The sequence below is a fragment of the Mariniluteicoccus endophyticus genome (genome assembly GCF_054780035.1).
Genome location: NZ_BAAGXC010000010.1, coordinates 22,709 through 41,577, shown reverse-complemented (window position 1 = coordinate 41,577; position 18,869 = coordinate 22,709). Strand labels below are relative to the sequence as shown.

Sequence of the window (18,869 nt, the reverse complement as noted above, 5' to 3'; positions counted from 1 at the left end):
GAGGAACGCCTCGGGCGAGGACCCCGTCAGCGGCCCAGCACCCTGTCCAGATAGGGGTTCGCGAAGACCCGCTGGGGGTCCATCTCGTCACGCAGCGCCGAGAAGTCGGCGAACCGCTCGTAGCGCGGTTCGAGGTCGGCGCGCGTCAGCGAGTGCATCTTCCCCCAGTGGGGCCGGCCATCGTGGGCGTACAGGATCTCCTGGCAGGCTTGGAAGTAGGCGCGCTCGTCGTCGCGTACATAGCGGTGGACGGCGATGTAGCCGGAGTCACGGCCATACGCGGTCGACATCCACAGGTCGTCGCCGGCGACGCCGCGGCACTCCAGCGGGAACGACACCTTCCAGCGGCGCGACTCGATGAGGGCGTCGATCTCCTTGAGTGCCTCGGGCATGGCCTCGAGCGGGATCGAGAACTCCATCTCGCGGAAACGCACGTCGCGGCGGGTCGTGTAGACGTTGGTCGACCAGTCGGTGTGGGCGCGGTCGCCGGTGAGTCTCTCGGCGACGCGGTTGATGGTAGGCACGACGGCGGGTACGCGGGACCCGAGCCGGCACGTGAGGTCGAACAGGCGGTTGGCCACGAGGTCGTCGTCGACGAACCGCTTCACCCGTCCGAGCGGGGCGCGCTCCCTGGTGGCGGGGTGGCGGGTCTGGGTCTTCGTCAGCGCGGTCTTGGTGTGGGGGAACCAGTAGAACTCGAAGTGGTCGGCGGCCGCCACGCGCTCGACGAACGGCTCTCTGACGTCGGCGAGGGGTTCGGGTGCCTCGACGGCCTCCAGCACGAACCGGTCGACGCACTGCAGCGTGACCTCGGTGACGATGCCGAGTGCGCCGAGCGACACGACGACGGGGCGGACCTGCTGGCCGCTGAGACGGTGGACCTCGCCGCGGCCATCGACGATCTCCAGCCCGACGACCTGGGTGGCGATGCCGCCGAATCCCAGGCCGGTGCCGTGGGTCGACGTGGACACGGCGCCGGCGAGCGACTGGGCGTCGATGTCGCCGAGGTTCTCCATCGCCAGGCCGAGCGGCTCGAGGATGCCGGGCATGTTGTGCAGCCGCGTACCGGCCCGCAGCGTCACCTGCTTGGTCGCGGCGTCCACCGACACCAAGCCGGCCATGCGGTCGAGGCTGACCTGGACGCCGGATGCCTCGGCGATCGCCGAGAAGCTGTGGCCCGCACCGACGGCCTTGACGGTCAGCCCGCGCTCGGCCGCGCGCCGCACCAGGGCGGCCACTTCCTGCGTCGAGGAGGGGTACGCCACCTCGAGCGGGTCGCAGGTGACGTTGCCCGACCAGTTGGACCAGAGGTTCTTGCTCACAGGAATGCCCTTCCCTCGCCGCGGTAGGTGGGCACCTCGTCGACGACGGCGGCGCCGTCGACGACGAGGAAGCGATTGACGTGCTCGGACAGCTCACCGGCCTTGGCGTGGCGGAACCACACGCGGTCCCCCACCGCCAGGCCCGCCGCGCTGGGGCCGACCACCGGGGTCTGGACCTCGCCGGCCATCTCGTTGGCGACCATCTTGAGCCCCTGCGGCCACACCGGCGTCGGGAGCCGGTCGGCGGACGGCGGCCCGGAGGCGACCCAGCCGCCGCCGAGGAGGGTGGCGGTCACCGCGTTGGGCCGGCGTACGACCGACAGGCAGAAGGCCGCGGCGGGCGCGGGGGTGAACGCGCGGTAGTGATCGAACAGCCGCGGCGCGAACAGGCCCGAACCGGCGGCGATCTCGGTGACGGCCGGGTCGGCGGAGGTGACCTCCAATGATCCGGTGCCACCCCCGTTGACGAACTCGAGGTCGGCGACACGACGCACCGCGGCGACGGCCTGCCCGCGCCGCTCGGTGAGCTCGACGAGCGAGCGCTTCTGGAGCTGACGCACCAGCAGCGTGCGCGCCCTGGCGGGGACGGCCCCGGCGAGCGCGTCGCCGATGCCCGCGATCTGGGCCTCGTACGCCATCATCCCGACCAGCCGGAACCCGGGCCGGTCGGTGATGGCCCGTGCGAGCGCGGCGGCCCGGTCGGGCGTGCGCACCGGCGAGCGGAACACGCCCACCCGCACCTTCGGTAGGTCGAACGAGACGTCGAGCTCGAGGCAGACGCGGATCTCGGCCCGCGTGCCGGGCGCGGCGACCGAGTCGACGAGTTCGAGATGGTCGAGGGAGTCGACCATCAGCGTGACGCGAGAGGCGAGGTCCTCGTCGGCGCCGAGGCGGCGCAGCGCGTCGCGATCCGCGGTCGGATAGCCCACGACCACGTCGTCGACACCGTTCGCCGCGAGCCACAGCCCCTCGTCCAAGGTGAACGCCAGCACTCCGCCGAACCCGGGGCGGGCCAGCAGCTCGTCGACGACCGAGCGCACCCGGACCGACTTGGTCGCCACCCGGACGGGCTTGCCACCGGCTCTCCGCACCAGGTCGTCGGCGTTGGCCTCGAGCGCCGCACGGTCGATCGTGGCCAGGGGTGTGTCGTACGCCCGCGTGGCCTCGGTCAGCGTGGGCCAGTAGGTGTCGGTGTCACGCCACGGTGCGGTCATGGCGACATGCTAGTTGGGACGCCCGACCCATGGGAGGTGTCCACGCAGAACGCGAGAGTACGCGTTCCTGAAGAAGACTCAGAGGTTTTCAAGGTGAGAAACCTGTCAGGAAGACCCCGTGGGCGCGTAGGGCACGCCACGATGAATTCCCCTGTCGACGAGGACAGGTGTCTACAACAGGAGAGACTCATGGGTGTGGAGACAGGAAAGATCACCACTGACATCCCGGCGCGGATGGACCGGTTGCCCTGGGCGAAGTGGCACTGGATGATCCTGATCGGGCTCGGGACGGTGTGGATCCTCGACGGGCTCGAGGTGACCATCGTCGGGTCGATGTCGAAAGCCCTGAAGGACCCGGTCGCGGGCCTGGGCATGAGCTCGGGCGACGTGGGCATCGCGGGTGCGACCTACGTGGCTGGCGCGTGCCTGGGAGCCCTGTTCTTCGGTCAGCTCACCGACAAGTTCGGCCGCAAGAAGCTGTTCATGATCACGCTGGTGCTCTACACGCTGGCCACGGTGGCCACCGCGTTCTCCGGCAACCCCCTCATGTATTTCGTCTGCCGCTTCTTCACCGGTGCGGGCATCGGCGGCGAGTACGCGGCCATCAACTCCGCGGTCGACGAGCTCATCCCAGCCAAGTTCCGCGGACGCGTCGACGTCGTCATCAACGGCTCCTACTGGCTCGGCGCGGCCGGCGGCGCCCTGCTGACGCTGCCGCTGCTCGACCCGACGCTCGTCGACCCCAAGTGGGGCTGGCGACTGGCGTTCGCCATCGGCGCGCTGTTCGCCGTGGTCATCCTCTTCGTGCGCAAGAACGTCCCCGAGAGCCCGCGCTGGCTGTTCATCCATGGCCGCGAGGACGAGGGCGAGAAGATCGTCCGCGACGTCGAGGACACCGTCGCCGAGCAGACGGGTGAGAAGCTTCCCGGCGTCGACGACTCGATCACGATCCGCCAGCGCGAGTCGATCCCCTTCACGATGATCGCGAAGACCGTCTTCACGCTCTACCCCAAGCGCACGATCCTGTGCCTGGCCCTGTTCATCGGCCAGGCCTTCCTCTACAACGCCTTCTTCTTCACCTTCGGCGACGCCCTCAGTTCGTTCTTCGGCGTGGAGAAGACCGGTTGGTATCTGGCGGCGTTCGCCCTGTCGAACTTCCTCGGCGCGCTCCTGCTGGCCCCGCTGTTCGACTCACTGGGCCGCAAGCGCATGATCTCGGCGACATATCTCATCTCGGGCATCGGCCTGGCGGTCGCGGGCTTCATGCTCGGTGGCGTCTCGGCGCTCACGCTCACCGCGATCGGCTGCGCGATCTTCTTCTTCGCCTCGGCCGGCGCCAGCGCCGCGTACCTCACGGCCAGCGAGATCTTCCCGATGGAGACCCGCGCCCTGTGCATCGCCTTCTTCTACGCTGTCGGCACGGCGGTCGGCGGCATCTCCGGCCCGTTGTTCTTCGGACGCCTCATCGAGGACGCCGCGAAATCCAACGACATCACCGGCATCGCGCTCGGCTACTACATCGGCGCCGCCCTGATGATCGTCGGCGGCATCGTGGCGATGTTCCTGGCCGTCGCCGCCGAGGGCCAGAACCTCGAGAAGATCGCTGCCCCGCTGACGGCCGAGGATGCCGAGACGGGCGAGGACGCCGACGCGGCCCGCATCGACTGACCGGCGGTCTCCGCTGCACCGATCACGCACCGGGGCGCGGGCGTGGGCGACAATGGGCGCATGCGCCCACGTCCTCTCGCCCGCGTCCTTCGTCTTGCCGTACGCGGGGCGGGCGCGCTGCCGGCGTCCGCCAAGCGCCGCCTCGCCGGCCCACCGGTCGTCGTCGACGCCCAGGAGCTCGACGTCGACGCCCAGCTCGCGCTGAAGGTCATCAACGCCTCGGGTGACACCTTCGAGACCAAACCGCTGGCCCGCGGCCGCGCCGAGCTCGATGACGAGGCCTACGCGTTCGGCGCCGAACCCCACGTCGCCACCCGTGACATCGCCATCCCCGGCCCCGCCGGCGCGATGCCGGCCCGCGTCTACGAGCCGGCCGGTTCGCCGACCGGTGCCGTCGTCTACTTCCACGGCGGCGGCTGGGTGCTGGGCGGCTACGCCGGCGCCGACTCGTTCGCACGCCGCCTCGTCCTCGACGCAGACGTGACGGTGGTGAGCGTCGACTACCGCCTGGCCCCCGAGAACCCGTTCCCCGCCGCGGTCGACGACGCGGTGGCGGCGTTCCGCCACGTGCGCGACCACGCCGCCGCGTTCGGCACGACCGCCGACCGGGTCGCCGTGGGCGGCGAGTCCGCCGGCGGCAACCTGACGTGCGTCGTCGCCCAGCAGACGCGTGACGACGCCGAGGGCGGCCCGTGCTTCCAGGTCCCGATCTTCCCGGTGACCGACGCGAGCCGGCGTACGCGCTCCTATGAGCTGTTCGGGACGGGGCACTTCCTCACCGCCGCCCAGATGGAGTGGTACCTCGACCACTACGTGCCGAACCACGACGACCGGCGCGACCCGCGATGCTCGCCCTTGCTGGCCCCCGACTCCGCGCTGGAGGGGGTGGCACCGGCGTGCGTGGTCGTCGCCGGTTTCGACCCACTGCGCGACGAGGGCCTGGCGTACGCCGAACGCCTCCGCGAGGCCGGCGTGCCGTGCGAGACCATGCTCTTCGAGGGGTTCATCCATGCCTTCATCAACGCGCAGGGCTACGGGCTGAAGCCCGCGCAGGCCGCGCAGCGCATCGCCGGCGCCCTCCGCGCCGGCCTCGACTCGCGATGACCCGCGTCCGGGTGGTCGCCACCGACCTCGACCACACGCTCCTGCTGCCCGACGGCCGGGTCGGTACGCGGACGCGCGCGGTGCTCGACGCGGTCCGCGCCCGCGGCATCGTGGTGGTGCCGGTGACGGCACGCCAGCCGATCGGGCTGGTCGACATCGCGCCCGCCGCGGGTCTCGACGGCTGGGCGTTGTGCTCGAACGGGGCGTTCTCCTACCACCTCGGCACCCGCGAGGTGGGGTTCGCGACCACGCTCGACCCGGCCGTGCAGCGCGAGCTGGCGACTGCTCCTCTGGCCGTACGCCCCGGCGCCCGCGTCGCGTCGGTGCGCGGCCACGCCGCGTCCGGGTTCCTCGCCCAGGAGGGCTACCCGGAGCTCGCGGAATTCACCGACCACAAGCGACATCCGAGCGGCATGGAGACCGGCACGCTCGACGAGGTCACCGCCGAACCGGCGCTCAAGCTCGTCGTGCGCGAGCCCGACGTCGCACCGGAGAACACACTGGAGACCATCCGCGCTCTGGGCCTGACTGGGTTCGCCGCGACCCGCTCGGGCGCCCCGTTCGTCGAGATCGCCCACCCCGAGGTCGACAAGGCCTCGGGGCTGGCCCGGCTCTGCAGCACGCTCGGCGTCGCGCGCGAGGAGGTGGTCGCGTTCGGCGACGCGCCCAACGATCTGGCGATGCTGCGGTGGGCCGGGCACGGCGTCGCGGTCGCGAACGCCGAGGCCGAGGTGCGTGCCACCGCCGACGAGGTCACGGCCGACACCAATGCCGAGGAGGCCGTGGCCGTCTGGCTCGACTCTCACATGCAGGCGGGCGCCCTCGAGTACTGACGGCCGGCCTCGACCCACTCGTCGATCGCACAGCGGCTCGCCGCCCAGCCGCGCTCCCAGTGGCCCGGTGCCGGGCTGGGCCTTCGTGGACAGGGCAAATCCGATTATTATCAACAGTGATTAAACGATCAATCACCTGATCGAGACACTTGCACCCGTTACCCGTCAGTAGCATACTCGTGGGTAGTGAGCGTGATCACACGCTGTTCGTCTCCAAGAGGGGTGCCATGAGCCACTACAAGTCCAACCTGCGCGACACCAAGTTCAACCTGTTCGAGGTCCTCGGCCGTGAGGCCGTTCTGGGCACCGGTCCCGCGGAGGACATGGATCGCGAGACCGCCGAAGCCGTCCTGGACGAGATGGCCCACCTGTGCGAGACGAAGCTCGCCGAGTCGTTCTTCGACGGTGACCGCACCCCGCCGGTCTACGACCCGGAGAAGCGCACCGTCGAGGTGACCGAGTCGTTCAAGAAGGGCTTCGCCGAATACATGGACTCCGAGTGGTGGCGCATCGAGCTGCCCGAATCGCTCGGCGGCCAGCCCACCCCGCCCTCGCTGCGCTGGTCGGCCGTCGAGTTCCTCCTCGGCGCCAACCCGGCCATGTACATGTACTCCGCCGGCCCGAAGTTCGGCCACGTCGTCTACGACAACGGCACCGAGCGCGACAAGAAGATCGCCCAGCACATGGTCGACCGCAAGTGGGGCGCCACCATGATCCTCACCGAGCCCGACGCGGGCTCCGACGTCGGCGCCGGCCGCACCAAGGCTTACCCGCAGGAGGACGGCACCTGGCACATCGAGGGCGTCAAGCGCTTCATCACCTCGGGCGAGCAGGACATGACCGAGAACATCATGCACCTCGTGCTCGCGCGCCCCGTCGGCGTCGAGGGCGTCGGCGGCCCGGGCACCAAGGGGCTGTCGCTCTTCCTCGTCCCGAAGTACATGTTCGACCTGGAAACCGGCGAGGTCCACACCGACCAGCGCAACGGGGTGTACGCGACCAACGTCGAGAAGAAGATGGGCCTCAAGGTCTCCTCGACATGCGAGATGACCTTCGGCGACGGCGCCCCGGCCGTCGGCTGGCTGCTGGGCGAGGTCCACAACGGCATCGCGCAGATGTTCCAGGTCATCGAGCACGCGCGCATGATGGTCGGCACCAAGGCGATGTCGACGCTGTCGACCGGCTACCTGAACGCCCGCGACTACGCCAAGGAGCGCGTCCAAGGTGCCGACATGCTCACCCCGGCCAAGGACGCGCCGCGCGTGACGATCACCCACCACCCCGACGTACGTCGCTCGCTGATGACCCAGAAGGCCACCGCCGAGGCGCTGCGCCTGCTCGTGCAGTACACGGCCTCCTACCAGGACGACGTGTGGTTCGCCGAGGCCCGCGGCGAGCACGACGACATGGCCGAGCGCATCAACGACCTCCTCCTGCCGATCGTCAAGGGCTACTGTTCCGAGCGCGCATGGACGCTGCTGGGCACCGAGTCGCTGCAGACCTTCGGCGGTTCGGGCTTCCTGCAGGACTACCCGATCGAGCAGTACGTCCGCGACGCCAAGATCGACACCCTCTACGAGGGCACCACGGCGATCCAGGGCCAGGACCTGTTCTTCCGCAAGATCGTCCGTGACAACGGCAAGGCCATCGGCAAGCTCGCCCAGGACGTCGAGGAGTTCCTCGAGGCCGGCGGCGCGCTCGAGGCCGAGCGCGCGCTGCTGCAGCGTGGCGCCGAGGACGTCGCCCTGATGCTCCAGACCCTCATCGGCCTGATGCAGAAGGCCGACCCGCGCAACGGCGGCGATCCCCGCAACCTCTACAAGGTCGGCCTGAACACCTCGCGCCTGCTGATGGCACTGGGTGACATGGTCTGCGCCTACCTGATGATCCGTGCGGGCGAGGTGGCGTACGCGAAGCTCGAGGGCGCCTCAGGTGCCGACAAGGACTTCTACGAGGGCAAGGTGGCATCGGCGAAGTGGTTCGCGCGCACCTACCTGCCGCGCCTGACGTCGGAGCGCAAGATGCTCGAGGCGACCGATCTCGACATCATGGAGCTGCCCGAGAGCATCTTCTGAGTCATCTGCCCAGCAGTCGGTCGAACCCCGTCCCCCTCAGTGGGGGCGGGGTTCCTCTCATTCAGGTCACGGCCATCTGAACAGACGGCGAATTCCTGCGGGCCACGCTTGCGGGCGGGGCGCTGGTCCAGCCAAGTTGTCTGTGGAAATTCGTGGACTCGTCTCAGTCCATGATGAGCCCACCACAAGGAGAGTCATGCAGATCCCTGGCTGGATCCGTGGGGCCGCATCCGTTTGCGCCCTCTGTATCGTCGTCGGCCCGATGGCCTCGAGCGTTGCGTACGCAGCGCCGACCGCCACGCCGACGCCCACCCCGAAGTCGACCGCCACCGCGTCGGCCTCCCCTTCCGCGTCGGCCGCCACGCCGTCGGCCACCCCGACCCGCGTCGCGACTGCCAAGGCCGTCCCGGCCGACCAGTGCACCGATGCCACGAAGCTGACCATCCTCAGCTTCAACGACTTCCACGGTCGCATCGCCACGTCGGGCCCGGACACCGTCGGCTTCTTCGGGGAAATCGAGCAGATGCGCACCGCGGCTGGCGTCGACAACACGCTGCTGCTCTCCAACGGCGACAACATCGGTGGCTCGCTGTTCACCTCCGCGTCGCAGGACGACAACCCGACGCTCGACATCCTCAACGCGGCCAAGCTCGACGTCTCCTCGGTGGGCAACCACGAGTACGACAAGGGCCAGAACGACTTCAACACCCGTGTGAAGACGCGCGCCCAGTTCCCCTACCTGGCCGCCAACATCACCGGCGCCGGGGCCCCCGAGGCTTACAAGGTCTTCACGAAAGCCGGCGTACGCGTCGCCGTCATCGGCGCCGTGACCTCCGACCTGCCGTCGCTGGTCTCCCCCGCGGGCATGACCGGCCTCACCGTCGGCGACCCCGTCGAGGCCGTCAACCGCACCGCCGCCCAGCTGAAGGACGGCGACGCCGCCAACGGCGAGGCCGACATCATCATCGCCGCCTACCATGAGGGCGCCGCCGGTTCCGGCGACTACGCCACCGAGGCCGCCGCCTCGGCGATGTTCAAGAAGATCGCCGAGCAGACCTCGCCGCAGGTCGCCGCGATCTACAACGCCCACACCCACCAGACGTACGCCTACGACGTCGCGACCACCGGCGGCCAGCGCCCGGTCATGCAGTCTGGCTCGTACGCCTCGCTGATCGGCAAGGTCGAGCTCGGCATCGACGCCAACAACAAGTCGGTCGTCAACTGCTACACCAAGGCCAACGTCAAGCCCACGATGACCGCCGACCAGGCCGTCGAGACCTTCCCGACCCAGATCACGCCGATCAAGACGATCGTCGACAACGCCATCGCCCAGTCGAAGGTCATCGGCGCCCAGGTCATCGGCAGCGCCACCGCCCCCGTGACCCGCGCCGTCGCCACCGACCGCAACCGCGAGTCGCAGATGTCGAACCTGGTCGCCCAGATGTTCAAGGACCAGCTCGGCAAGGACGACCCGAACTTCATCGGTCTCCAGAACCCGGGCGGCACCCGCGCCGACTTCGACGCCGGCGACATCACCTACGAGGAGGCCGCCGGCATCCTGCCGTTCGCCAACTCGCTGATGACCACCCAGGTCACCGGCGCCCAGCTCAAGAAGGTCTTCGAGCAGCAGTGGCAGCGCGACAAGGCCGGCAACGTGCCGTCGCGTCCGTACCTCCAGCTCGGCGTCTCCCAGAACGTGACCGTCGCGTACGACGAGTCGCGCCCCGAGGGTGACCGCATCACCTCGATCTTCGTGTCGAACAAGCCGCTCGACCTCAACGCGAAGTACACCGTCGGCTCGGGCTCGTTCCTGATCGCCGGTGGCGACAACTTCTGGGAGCTCGGCAAGGGCACCAACACCAAGGACACCGGTCGCGTCGATCTCGAGGCGTTCGTCGACTACATCCGGCAGATCCAGAAGGTCTCCCCCGACGACGGCAAGCAGTTCGTCTCGGTCAAGCCGGCCCCCAGGGAGTTCAAGACCAACGAGAAGCAGACGTTCGCCGTGGGCGTGCCCGCCGCCGGCGGCGTCGCCCCCGACACCCTGAACCTGACCGGCAACAAAACCACGCCGGTGCCCAACACCGAGCTCGTCGCCGCGTTCACCCCCGCTGGTGGCCAGCCGGTCGTCGTCGGCCGCGCCCCGGTCGTCGACGGCAAGGTCGCCGCGATCGACGTCACCTTCCCCAACATGCCCGCCGGCCCCGGCGTGCTGCGCTTCATCGCCAACCCCAACATCACCGTCACCCAGTTCCCCGTCGTGGTGAAGTTCGGCGCCTTCTGCGGCCTCAAGGACAACGGTTGCTACCGCCCCGGCCCCAACGGTGGCCTGACCTACTGGTCCGACAAGTCGCCGGCGGCGACCGTCAAGGGCGCGATCTACGACAAGTACGCCGCGATGGGCTGGGAGAACAGCCCGCTCGGCTACCCGATGGCCGACGAGGTATGCGGCCTCACCGACGGCGGCTGCTTCCAGAAGTTCCAGGGCGGCAGCATCTACTGGTCGCAGGCGACCGGCGCCCACCAGGTCTGGGGCGCCATCCATGACAAGTGGGGCTCGCTCCGCTTCGAGAACGGCTACCTCGGCTACCCGACGAGCGACGAGCGCTGCGGACTGAAGAACGGCGGTTGCTTCCAGTCGTTCCAGAGCGGCGCCATCTACTACTCGCCGGCTACCGGCGCCCACGTCGTCCGCGGCGCACTCGCGGTGGCGTGGAAGCACGTCGGCTGGGAGAACGGCCCGCTCGGCTACCCGCTGGCCGACGAGATCTGCGGCCTGAAGGATGGTGGCTGCAGCCAGCGCTTCGAGGGCGGCGTCACCATGTACTCCCCGGCCACCGGCGCCCACTCGGTGTTCGGCGCCATCTACGGCGAATACCAGCGGCTCGGCTGGGAGAAATCCCCGCTCGGCTACCCGACCGGCAACGAGTTCTGCGGCCTGAAGGACGGCGGTTGCGGCCAGCACTTCCAGAACAACACCCACATCTACTGGTCGGCGAAGTCCGGCGCCCACCCCGTGTGGGGCCTGATCGGTGAGTTCTGGGCCTCGAAGGGCTGGGAGAACAGCCGCTACGGCTATCCCGTCGCCGCCGAGACCTGCACCGCCAACGGCTGCTCGCAGGCCTACCAGCGCGGCACGATCAACTGGGCCCCCGCGCGGGGAGTCTGGTGATCGCTCACCCCTGATCGACACCCTCGGACGGGTCCGGACCTCACGGTCCGGGCCCGTTCCGTCGTTTTCTCGGCGAATTGCACGGCCGATGGCCCCTCGCACGGCAGAATGCGAACCATGTCCAACGACTACCAGGGTGGCTACGACCCCAACCACAACCAGTCCGGCTACGGTCAGGGCGGATACGGCGGTGGGGCGAGCCCCTACCCCTCCTCCCAGCCGTCGAGCACCGACCCGGCGTCCCAGTCGTCGGCCCCCTACGGCGCCTCCAACTCGTGGGGCGACCCGGTGGGCCAGCGATCGGCCGGCTACGTGGAAGACGTCCACGGCCAGAGCATGCAGGGCGGCCAGTGGGCTGCCCAGCAGGACCAGATGAACCAGGGCGGCATGCAGGCCGGCCAGTACAACCAGGCCGGCCAGTACAACCAGGCCCGGCCCGGCCAGGGACAGACCACCACCGCCCCCGGCGCCGACGACAATTTCTTCAGGGCGCTCGTCGACTTCAACTTCACGCGGTACGCGACGCCCAGCGTCATCAAGATCTTCTACATCATGGGACTAGTCCTCGGCGCCATCTACTGGCTCGGCGGCGCGTTCATGATGTTGGTCATGGGGTCGGTGGCCTCGTCCACCTACAGCAGCTCCTCGGACGGTGGCGGCCTCATCGCCGGCTTCCTCTGGTTCTTGCTCGGCGCGCCGGTGTACGTCTTCTATATCATCGCCCTGCGCGTCCAGCTCGAGTACATGCTCGCGCTGGTGCGTACCAACCAGGACACCAAGGCGATCCGCGCCAAGCTCGACGCCTGAGCCGCCGCCGACGGCACGTCCCGACGCCCGGTGCGTGCACAAACCTTCACCGGTCGGTCCCTGGGACCGGCCGCCGGGATCTACCTGCGCACATGGATCACGCCCTGACCCCGGCGGCGTGAGCGCGGACCGAGCCCTTGTCGCGTGTGCACGAGTTGGTCCCCGATAGCGTCTCGGGGACCAACTCGTGCCTCTTCGTGCGTAGGTCGGGCGGGCGACTCTCAGAACAGGAGCGCGAGCCCCGGGTCAGAGAGGAGCTGTGCCACGTCGGCAAGGAACTTCGAGCCCTGCTCGCCGTCGACCAGGCGGTGGTCGAACGACAGCGCCAGCGTCGTCACCCAGCGCGGCTCGATGCGCTCGTCGGCCCCGCTGCCCACGACCCACGGCCGCCGGTCGATGGCGCCCATCGCGAGGATGCCGGCCTCCCCCGGGTTGAGGATCGGCGTACCCGCGTCGATGCCGAACACACCGACGTTGGTGATGGTGAACGTGCCGCCAGACATGTCCGCCGGCTGCGTACGCCCGGACTTGGCCACCGACACCAGCTCGTTCAGCGCCTGGGCGAGCTCGAGCAGCGACATCCGCTCGGCGCCCTTGATGTTGGGCACGATCAGCCCGCGCGGGGTGGCCGCGGCGATGCCGAGGTTCACCGAGCCGCGGTAGACGATCTCCCGGTTCGGCTCGTCCCAGGCCGTGTTGAGCTCCGGGTTGCGGCCCATGGCGACCAGCGCGGCCTTGGCGACCAGCAGCGTCGGCGAGAGCTTCACGTCGCGGAATTCGCGGCGCTGCCTGAGCTTGTCGAGCAGCTCCATCGTGGCGGTGACGTCGAGGGTGGTCCACTCCGTGACGTGCGGGGCGGTGAAGGCCGAGTCGACCATCGCCTGCGCCGTCATCTTGCGTACGCCCTTGATCGGGACCCGCCGGTCCTCCGGGCCCGACGCGACCGGGCGCGGAGCCGAGACCTGCGCGCCGGCGGACGCCTGCTGGCCGCCGCCCGACGCGTACGCCTGGACGTCGTCACGGGTGATGATGCCGCCGGGACCGGAACCGGTGACCTGGGACAGGTCGATGCCGAGGTCCTTGGCCATCTTGCGGACCGGGGGCTTGGCCAGCACCTTGCTGGGCTTCACGCTGACCTCGGGCTGCGGGGCCTCGCCCGGCGACGGGAGCGGCTCACCGGTGGTCTCGACGGGCTCCGACGGGAGGGCCGCACGCAGGTCGGCCTGGCGGCCGACGGGCTGCGACAGCCCGAAGGTCTCGCTGACCTGACTGTGCGCCGTCTCCGCGGAGATGTCCTTGCCGGTCGCCGAGCGGCGGGCACGGCGGGTCGTGGCACCCTCGCTGGGGCCGTAGCCCACGAGGTTCGGCGTACGCGTGGTCTTCTCGCCCTCGGACGTGCCGCCGGCGGGAGCGGACGGCACCATGTCGTCAGCCTTCGCCGCGGTGTCGCCGTCCGCGGCGTTGCCCTTCTCGTCGACGCCGGAGCCGTCGTCGATGGTGATGATGGGCGTGCCCACCTCCACGGTGTCACCCTCGGACACGAGGATCTTCGCGACGGTGCCGGCCCACGGGATGGGCAGCTCGACGAGAGACTTGGAGGTCTCGACCTCGACGACGATGTCGTTGACCTTGACGGTGTCGCCCTCCTTCACGCGCCAGGAGATGATCTCGGCCTCGGTGAGGCCCTCGCCGGGATCGGTCAGGTTGAACGTCTTCACTTTCGTCTCCTTGCGTTCAGTACGCCAGCGCGCGGTCGACGCCGTCGAGGACGCGGTCGAGATCGGGGAGGTAGTCCTCCTCGACCCGGCTCGGCGGGTAGGGGGTGTCGAAGCCGCCGACGCGTACGACGGGCGCCTCGAGCGCGTAGAAGCACTGCTCGGTCAGGCGCGCGGCGAGCTCGGCACCTAGGCCCAGCGAGACCTGTGCCTCATGGACGACGACGACGCGGCCGGTCTTGTTGACCGACTCGAGGATCGTCGGCATGTCGAACGGCGACAGCGTGCGCAGGTCGACGACCTCGAGCGACTTGCCCTCCTCCGCGGCGGCGTTGGCGGCGTCCTCGCACGTCTTGACCATCGGGCCGTAGCAGAGCACGGTCACGTCGGTGCCCTCGCGGACCACGCGCGCCTGGTGCAGCGGCATCGGCTCGGCGTCGGTGTCGACCTCGCCCTTGATGTGGTAGCGCCGCTTGGGCTCCATGAAGATGTACGGGTCGTCGGACGCGATGACCTGCTGGATCATCCAGTAGGCGTCGGTCGGGTTCGAGCACGACACGACCTTCAGGCCCGGGGTGTGCGAGAAGTACGCCTCCGGCGACTCCGAGTGGTGCTCCACCGCGCCGATGCCGCCACCAAAGGGAATGCGGACGACGACGGGCATCTTCAGGCGGCCGCCCGAGCGGAAGTGCATCTTCGCGACCTGGGTCACGATCTGGTCGTAGGCGGGGAACACGAAACCGTCGAACTGGATCTCGCAGACGGGGCGGTAGCCGCGCAGCGCCATGCCGACGGCCGTGCCGACGATACCCGACTCGGCCAGCGGCGAGTCGATGACACGGTGCTCGCCGAAGTCCTTCTGCAGGCCCTCGGTGATACGGAACACGCCACCGAGCTTGCCGATGTCCTCGCCGGCGAGGACGACCTTCGGATCGGACTCCAGGGCCCTGCGCAGGCCCGCGTTGAGAGCCTTGCCCAGCGTGAGCTTCTCGATCGGCATCTCAGTTCACTCCCTCGAACGACTCGACGTACGCGCGGTAGGCGGCCTGCTGCTCGGCCAGGTAGGCGGTCTGCTCGGCGTACACGTTGTCGAACATGTCCACCAGCGTCGGCGGCTGCAGCGCGAGCGTCCGCTTGCGGAGGTCGGCCGCGACGTCGTCGGCCTCGGTCTCGAGATCGGTGAAGAACTTCTCCTCGATCGACGCGTGACGCGTGAGGTAGGCCTTGACGCGCTCGATCGGGTCCTTGAGGCGCCAGTGCTCGAGCTCGGCGGCCAAGCGGTACTTCGTGGGGTCGTCCGACGTGGTGTGGGCGCCCATGCGGTAGGTGAAGGCTTCGATGAACGTCGGGCCCTCGCCGTTGCGGGCGCGGTCGAGCGCCCAGCGGGACACGGCGTACGTGGCCAGCACGTCGTTGCCGTCGACGCGCAGGCCGGGGAAGCCGAAACCGTGCGCACGCTTGTAGAGCGGGATGCGCGACTGGCGGGTGATCGGCTCGGAGATGGCCCACTGGTTGTTCTGGCAGAAGAACACGACCGGGGCGTTGTAGGACGAGGCGAAGATGAACGACTCGTTGACGTCGCCCTGCGAGGTGGCGCCGTCGCCGAAGTAGGCGATGACGGCCTCGTCGGAGTCGGCGTCGCCGGTGGCGACCTTGCCGTCGGTGGTCACGCCCATCGCGTACCCCGTGGCGTGGAGGCACTGAGAGCCGATGACGACGGTGTAGAGGTGAAAGCGGTTGGCCTGCGAGTCCCAGCCACCCATGTCGACGCCGCGGAACAGGCCGGTCAGCTCAACGGGGTCGACCCCGCGGCACCAGGCGACGCCGTGCTCGCGGTAGGTCGGGAAGACGTAGTCCTGCGTACGCAGCGCGCGGCCGGAGCCGATCTGCGCCGCCTCCTGGCCAAGCAGCGACGCCCACAGACCGAGCTCGCCCTGGCGCTGCAGCGCGGTGGCTTCGGCGTCGATGCGGCGGGCGAGCACCATGTCGCGGAGGAAGCCCGCGATCTGCTCGTCGTCGCCGTCGAAGGAGAAGTCGGGGTGAGAAACGCGCTCACCCTCGGGGGTGAGGAGCTGGACGAGGGGTGTCTCGTCCGCCGTGCTTCGGGGATCGCTCACCGGAGCCGTCCTTTCAGGAGGTGCGGGGTCGCCGCACGTGTGGCGAAGGCTGACGCCGGGCCGGAGCCGGTGCGTCGTTGCCCGGGGTGGTGCGTCAGGGGTCTCCCGACGGACCGAGGGCCAACCTAGTCCTTGGGGGTGCCCCTGTGAAGGGAATCCGTCCAACAGCAAACCACGGGGCGGCACCGGTGTGAAGGGGGAACTCCACCGAGCCAGAGGGCCGCCGCGGCGCCGGCGGATGCGGCTCAGGTCCGTTCGAGGGTCTTCGTGCCGCCGGAGAGCTCGACGATCGAGGCCTCGATCTCGGCGGGAGTACGGTCCAGGCGGTCGAGGGTGAAGGCGTACCCCTGGGGTGTGACGAGGAGCTGTTCCTCGCCGTCGGTCTCGGCCAGCACGAACCGCGCGTCGGCCCAGGCGGTGGGGAACTGGCGCGGGAAGTGGACGCCCTCGGCGTCCAGCCGGAAGATCCAGACGGCCTCGGCGGCGCGGTCACGGTCGCGTACGTGCGTCGCCCAGCCCGACCATAGGCCGATCAGACCCGACAGGACGATGACGATGCCGAAGAAGAAGTTGTACCCCGTGCCGTAGAGGACCGTCAGGACGATCCCGACGACGACTATCACGACGCCGGGCGCCATCATCAGCGTCAGTCCCGTGCGACCGCCCCAGAACTCGCGGTTGCGTGCGATCGCCGCGTCGCTGGGTCCAACCACGAACTCGTCCACCCCAGCAGACTATCCGCTGAGGCGCCTCGCCCTGCTGCACACGCTGGCGGCCCGACAGACACAACGGGGTGTCGTCAAGGTCCCGTCAAGGATGGCGACGGCCGCGCAAAGAACACGTCAAGAAGATTCACGGATCGCCCGCGGGGGCGTTCGCTGGATCTCGTGATGGATCTCTTCTGCCTCTTCCTGATGATCGGCTTCTTCGCCCTGATGGCGATGCTGTCCGGTACGCGACTGCTCACGCCTCCCACGGAAGGCCCCCGCCGATGATCGAGAACGTCGTCGCCCTGGTGGTGGCGCTGCTCCTGCTCGGCTACCTCCTGTTCACCCTCGTCCGCCCCGAGGACTTCTGATGAATCCTGTTCTCCCCGCCCCCTCGGCCCTCACTCCCCTGGTGCTGTCGCAGCCGGTCGCCGGCGTGCTCCAGGTGGGCTTCCTGGTCGCCCTGCTGGCGGCCTGCCACGTCCCGCTCGGTCGTCTGCTCCACCAGACGGCGACCAGCGAGAACGACACCGCTTTCGAGCGCGCCCTCTACCGCGCCGTCGGCGTGGATCCGCGCCAGGAGCAGACGTGGCGCGCGTACGCCCTGTCGGTGCTCGGCTTCTCGCTGGCCGGCGTCCTGATGCTGTACGCGATGCTGCGCCTGCAGAACTTTCTGCCCCTGTCGCTGGGGCGCGCGGGCTTCCCCGCGGACGGCGCGTTCAACACCGCGGTCTCGTTTCTGACCAACACCAACTGGCAGTGGTACTCGGGCGACTCCGCCGCGGGCCACCTGGTGCAGATGATGGGCCTGGCCGTGCAGAACTTCGTCTCGGGCGCCGTGGGCATCTCCGTGGCCTGGGCGCTGGTACGCGGCTTCGCCCGCGAGTCCACCGACAAGCTCGGCAACTTCTTCGTCGACGTGACGCGGGCCTCGCTGCGCGTGCTGCTCCCGATGGCCGCCATCGTCGCCCTGCTGTTCGTCGCCGGTGGCGCGATCCAGAACTTCCACGCCCCGCAGGTCGTGGACGCGATCGCGGGCGGCACCCAGTCGATCCCCGGGGGCCCGGTCGCCTCCCAGGAGGCCATCAAGCAGCTCGGCACCAACGGCGGCGGCTTCTTCAACGGCAACGCCTCGCACCCGTTCGAGAACCCCAGCCCGCTGACGAACGTCCTGTCGATCTGGGCGATGCTGGTGATCCCGTTCTCCCTGCCGTACTGCTTCGGCCTCATGGTGGGCGACCGCCGTCAGGGGCTGGCGATCGTGTCGGTGATGTCGGCGCTGTGGCTCGGTTCGGTCGCGATCGTCTCCGCAGCCGAGGCCGCCAGCCGCGGCACGGCGCTCCAGCTCGCCGGCGGTGCACTGGAGGGCAAGGAACTGCGTTTCGGCACGTGGGGTTCGGCCCTGTACGCCGCCGCCAGCACCGGCACGTCCACCGGCGCGGTCAACTCGATGCACGACTCGTTCACCGCGCTCGGCGGCGGCATGGCGATGCTGAACATGATGCTCGGCGAGGTCTCGCCCGGCGGCGTCGGCACCGGCCTGTACGGCCTGCTAATGATGGCCGTGCTCACCGTGTTCGTCGCCGGCCTGATGGTCGGACGTACGCCGGAGTACCTCGGCAAGAAGATCGGTCGGCAGGAGATCACCATGGTCGCCTTCGGCATCGTCGCCATGCCGTTCGCGCTGCTCGTCGGCGCCGCAGTCTCGATCTCCACCCCGCAGGGCCTCGACACGCTCGCCAACGACGGCCCCCACGGCCTGTCCGAGATGCTGTACGCCTACACCTCCGGCGCCAACAACAACGGCTCCGCGTTCGGCGGCATCGCCGCCGGTGAACCGATCCTCACCATCGGCATCGCCATGCTCATCGGCCGCTTCCTGCCGATCCTGTTCGCCCTCGCGCTGGCCGGCTCGCTCGCCGCCCAGAAGAAGGTTCCCGTCACCGGCGGCACCCTCCCGACGCACGGCCCCCTGTTCGTGACGCTCGTGCTGGGCATCGTGCTGATCGTCGCCGGCCTGACGTTCTTCCCCGCTCTCGCCCTGGGCCCGATCGCGGAGGCCCTGCTGTGACCCCGCATACGCCCTCTGAGACCTCCCTCCCGAAGGAGACCCCCGTGTCCACCGTCGACACCTC

14 protein-coding genes are annotated in these 18,869 nt (G+C 69.3%); 8 read left to right on the top strand and 6 right to left on the bottom strand.

The window, feature by feature from the left end:
• Positions 1-26: 26 nt before the first annotated feature.
• Complete coding sequence (locus ACYVGD_RS03020) at positions 27-1,322, bottom strand: D-arabinono-1,4-lactone oxidase (RefSeq protein ID WP_460741507.1); 1,296 nt, start codon at positions 1,320-1,322, stop codon at positions 27-29.
• Positions 1,319-2,536 carry an amino acid deaminase/aldolase gene (locus tag ACYVGD_RS03015; protein WP_460741506.1) on the bottom strand — a complete coding sequence of 406 codons (1,218 nt, stop codon included), beginning with the start codon at positions 2,534-2,536 and terminating at the stop codon, positions 1,319-1,321. The genes ACYVGD_RS03020 and ACYVGD_RS03015 overlap by 4 nt, the downstream gene beginning before the upstream one ends.
• A gap of 189 nt (positions 2,537-2,725) precedes the next feature.
• Between ACYVGD_RS03015 and ACYVGD_RS03010 the strand changes: the two genes are divergently transcribed.
• The 6 genes from ACYVGD_RS03010 (at position 2,726) to ACYVGD_RS02985 (ending at position 12,195) form a co-directional block, all read left to right on the top strand.
• Entirely contained in the window at positions 2,726-4,204 is a 1,479-nt protein-coding gene (locus ACYVGD_RS03010; RefSeq protein WP_460741505.1) for an MFS transporter, read from the top strand.
• Between the two features lie 60 nt (positions 4,205-4,264).
• Positions 4,265-5,308 (top strand): alpha/beta hydrolase, encoded by a 1,044-nt coding sequence (locus ACYVGD_RS03005; RefSeq protein WP_460741504.1) that lies wholly within the window; start codon positions 4,265-4,267, stop codon positions 5,306-5,308.
• Positions 5,305-6,141: an HAD family hydrolase gene (locus tag ACYVGD_RS03000; protein WP_460741503.1), complete on the top strand. Its 837-nt coding sequence runs from the start codon at positions 5,305-5,307 to the stop codon at positions 6,139-6,141. The genes ACYVGD_RS03005 and ACYVGD_RS03000 overlap by 4 nt, the downstream gene beginning before the upstream one ends.
• A gap of 227 nt (positions 6,142-6,368) precedes the next feature.
• Positions 6,369-8,216, top strand: a complete 1,848-nt coding sequence (locus ACYVGD_RS02995) for an acyl-CoA dehydrogenase (RefSeq protein WP_460741502.1) — start codon at positions 6,369-6,371, stop codon at positions 8,214-8,216.
• Between the two features lie 262 nt (positions 8,217-8,478).
• Positions 8,479-11,388 (top strand): 5'-nucleotidase C-terminal domain-containing protein, encoded by a 2,910-nt coding sequence (locus ACYVGD_RS02990; RefSeq protein ID WP_460741501.1) that lies wholly within the window; start codon positions 8,479-8,481, stop codon positions 11,386-11,388.
• Between the two features lie 117 nt (positions 11,389-11,505).
• Positions 11,506-12,195: a DUF4282 domain-containing protein gene (locus ACYVGD_RS02985; RefSeq protein WP_460741500.1), complete on the top strand. Its 690-nt coding sequence runs from the start codon at positions 11,506-11,508 to the stop codon at positions 12,193-12,195.
• A 221-nt stretch (positions 12,196-12,416) separates the two neighbouring features.
• Here the strand turns inward: ACYVGD_RS02985 and ACYVGD_RS02980 are convergent, their stop codons facing one another.
• The 4 genes from ACYVGD_RS02980 to ACYVGD_RS02965 form a co-directional block, all read right to left on the bottom strand.
• Positions 12,417-13,898, bottom strand: coding sequence for a dihydrolipoamide acetyltransferase family protein (locus ACYVGD_RS02980; protein ID WP_460741607.1), 1,482 nt, complete (start codon positions 13,896-13,898; stop codon positions 12,417-12,419).
• Between the two features lie 31 nt (positions 13,899-13,929).
• Positions 13,930-14,910 carry an alpha-ketoacid dehydrogenase subunit beta gene (locus tag ACYVGD_RS02975; RefSeq protein WP_460741499.1) on the bottom strand — a complete coding sequence of 327 codons (981 nt, stop codon included), beginning with the start codon at positions 14,908-14,910 and terminating at the stop codon, positions 13,930-13,932.
• Position 14,911: 1 nt separating this feature from the next.
• On the bottom strand, positions 14,912-16,027 hold the full coding sequence (gene pdhA / locus ACYVGD_RS02970) for a pyruvate dehydrogenase (acetyl-transferring) E1 component subunit alpha (RefSeq protein WP_460741498.1): 1,116 nt from the start codon (positions 16,025-16,027) through the stop codon (positions 14,912-14,914).
• A 245-nt stretch (positions 16,028-16,272) separates the two neighbouring features.
• Complete coding sequence (locus ACYVGD_RS02965; RefSeq protein WP_460741497.1) at positions 16,273-16,752, bottom strand: hypothetical protein; 480 nt, start codon at positions 16,750-16,752, stop codon at positions 16,273-16,275.
• Positions 16,753-17,018: 266 nt separating this feature from the next.
• On the opposite strand from ACYVGD_RS02965, the gene kdpF reads away from it, so the two are divergent.
• Together kdpF and kdpA are read left to right on the top strand one after the other, a co-directional pair.
• Positions 17,019-17,105, top strand: a complete 87-nt coding sequence (gene kdpF / locus ACYVGD_RS02960; protein WP_460741606.1) for a K(+)-transporting ATPase subunit F — start codon at positions 17,019-17,021, stop codon at positions 17,103-17,105.
• Complete coding sequence (gene kdpA, locus ACYVGD_RS02955) at positions 17,105-18,805, top strand: potassium-transporting ATPase subunit KdpA (RefSeq protein WP_460741496.1); 1,701 nt, start codon at positions 17,105-17,107, stop codon at positions 18,803-18,805. Before kdpF ends, kdpA begins: the two co-directional genes overlap by 1 nt.
• The last annotated feature ends 64 nt before the right edge of the window (positions 18,806-18,869 follow it).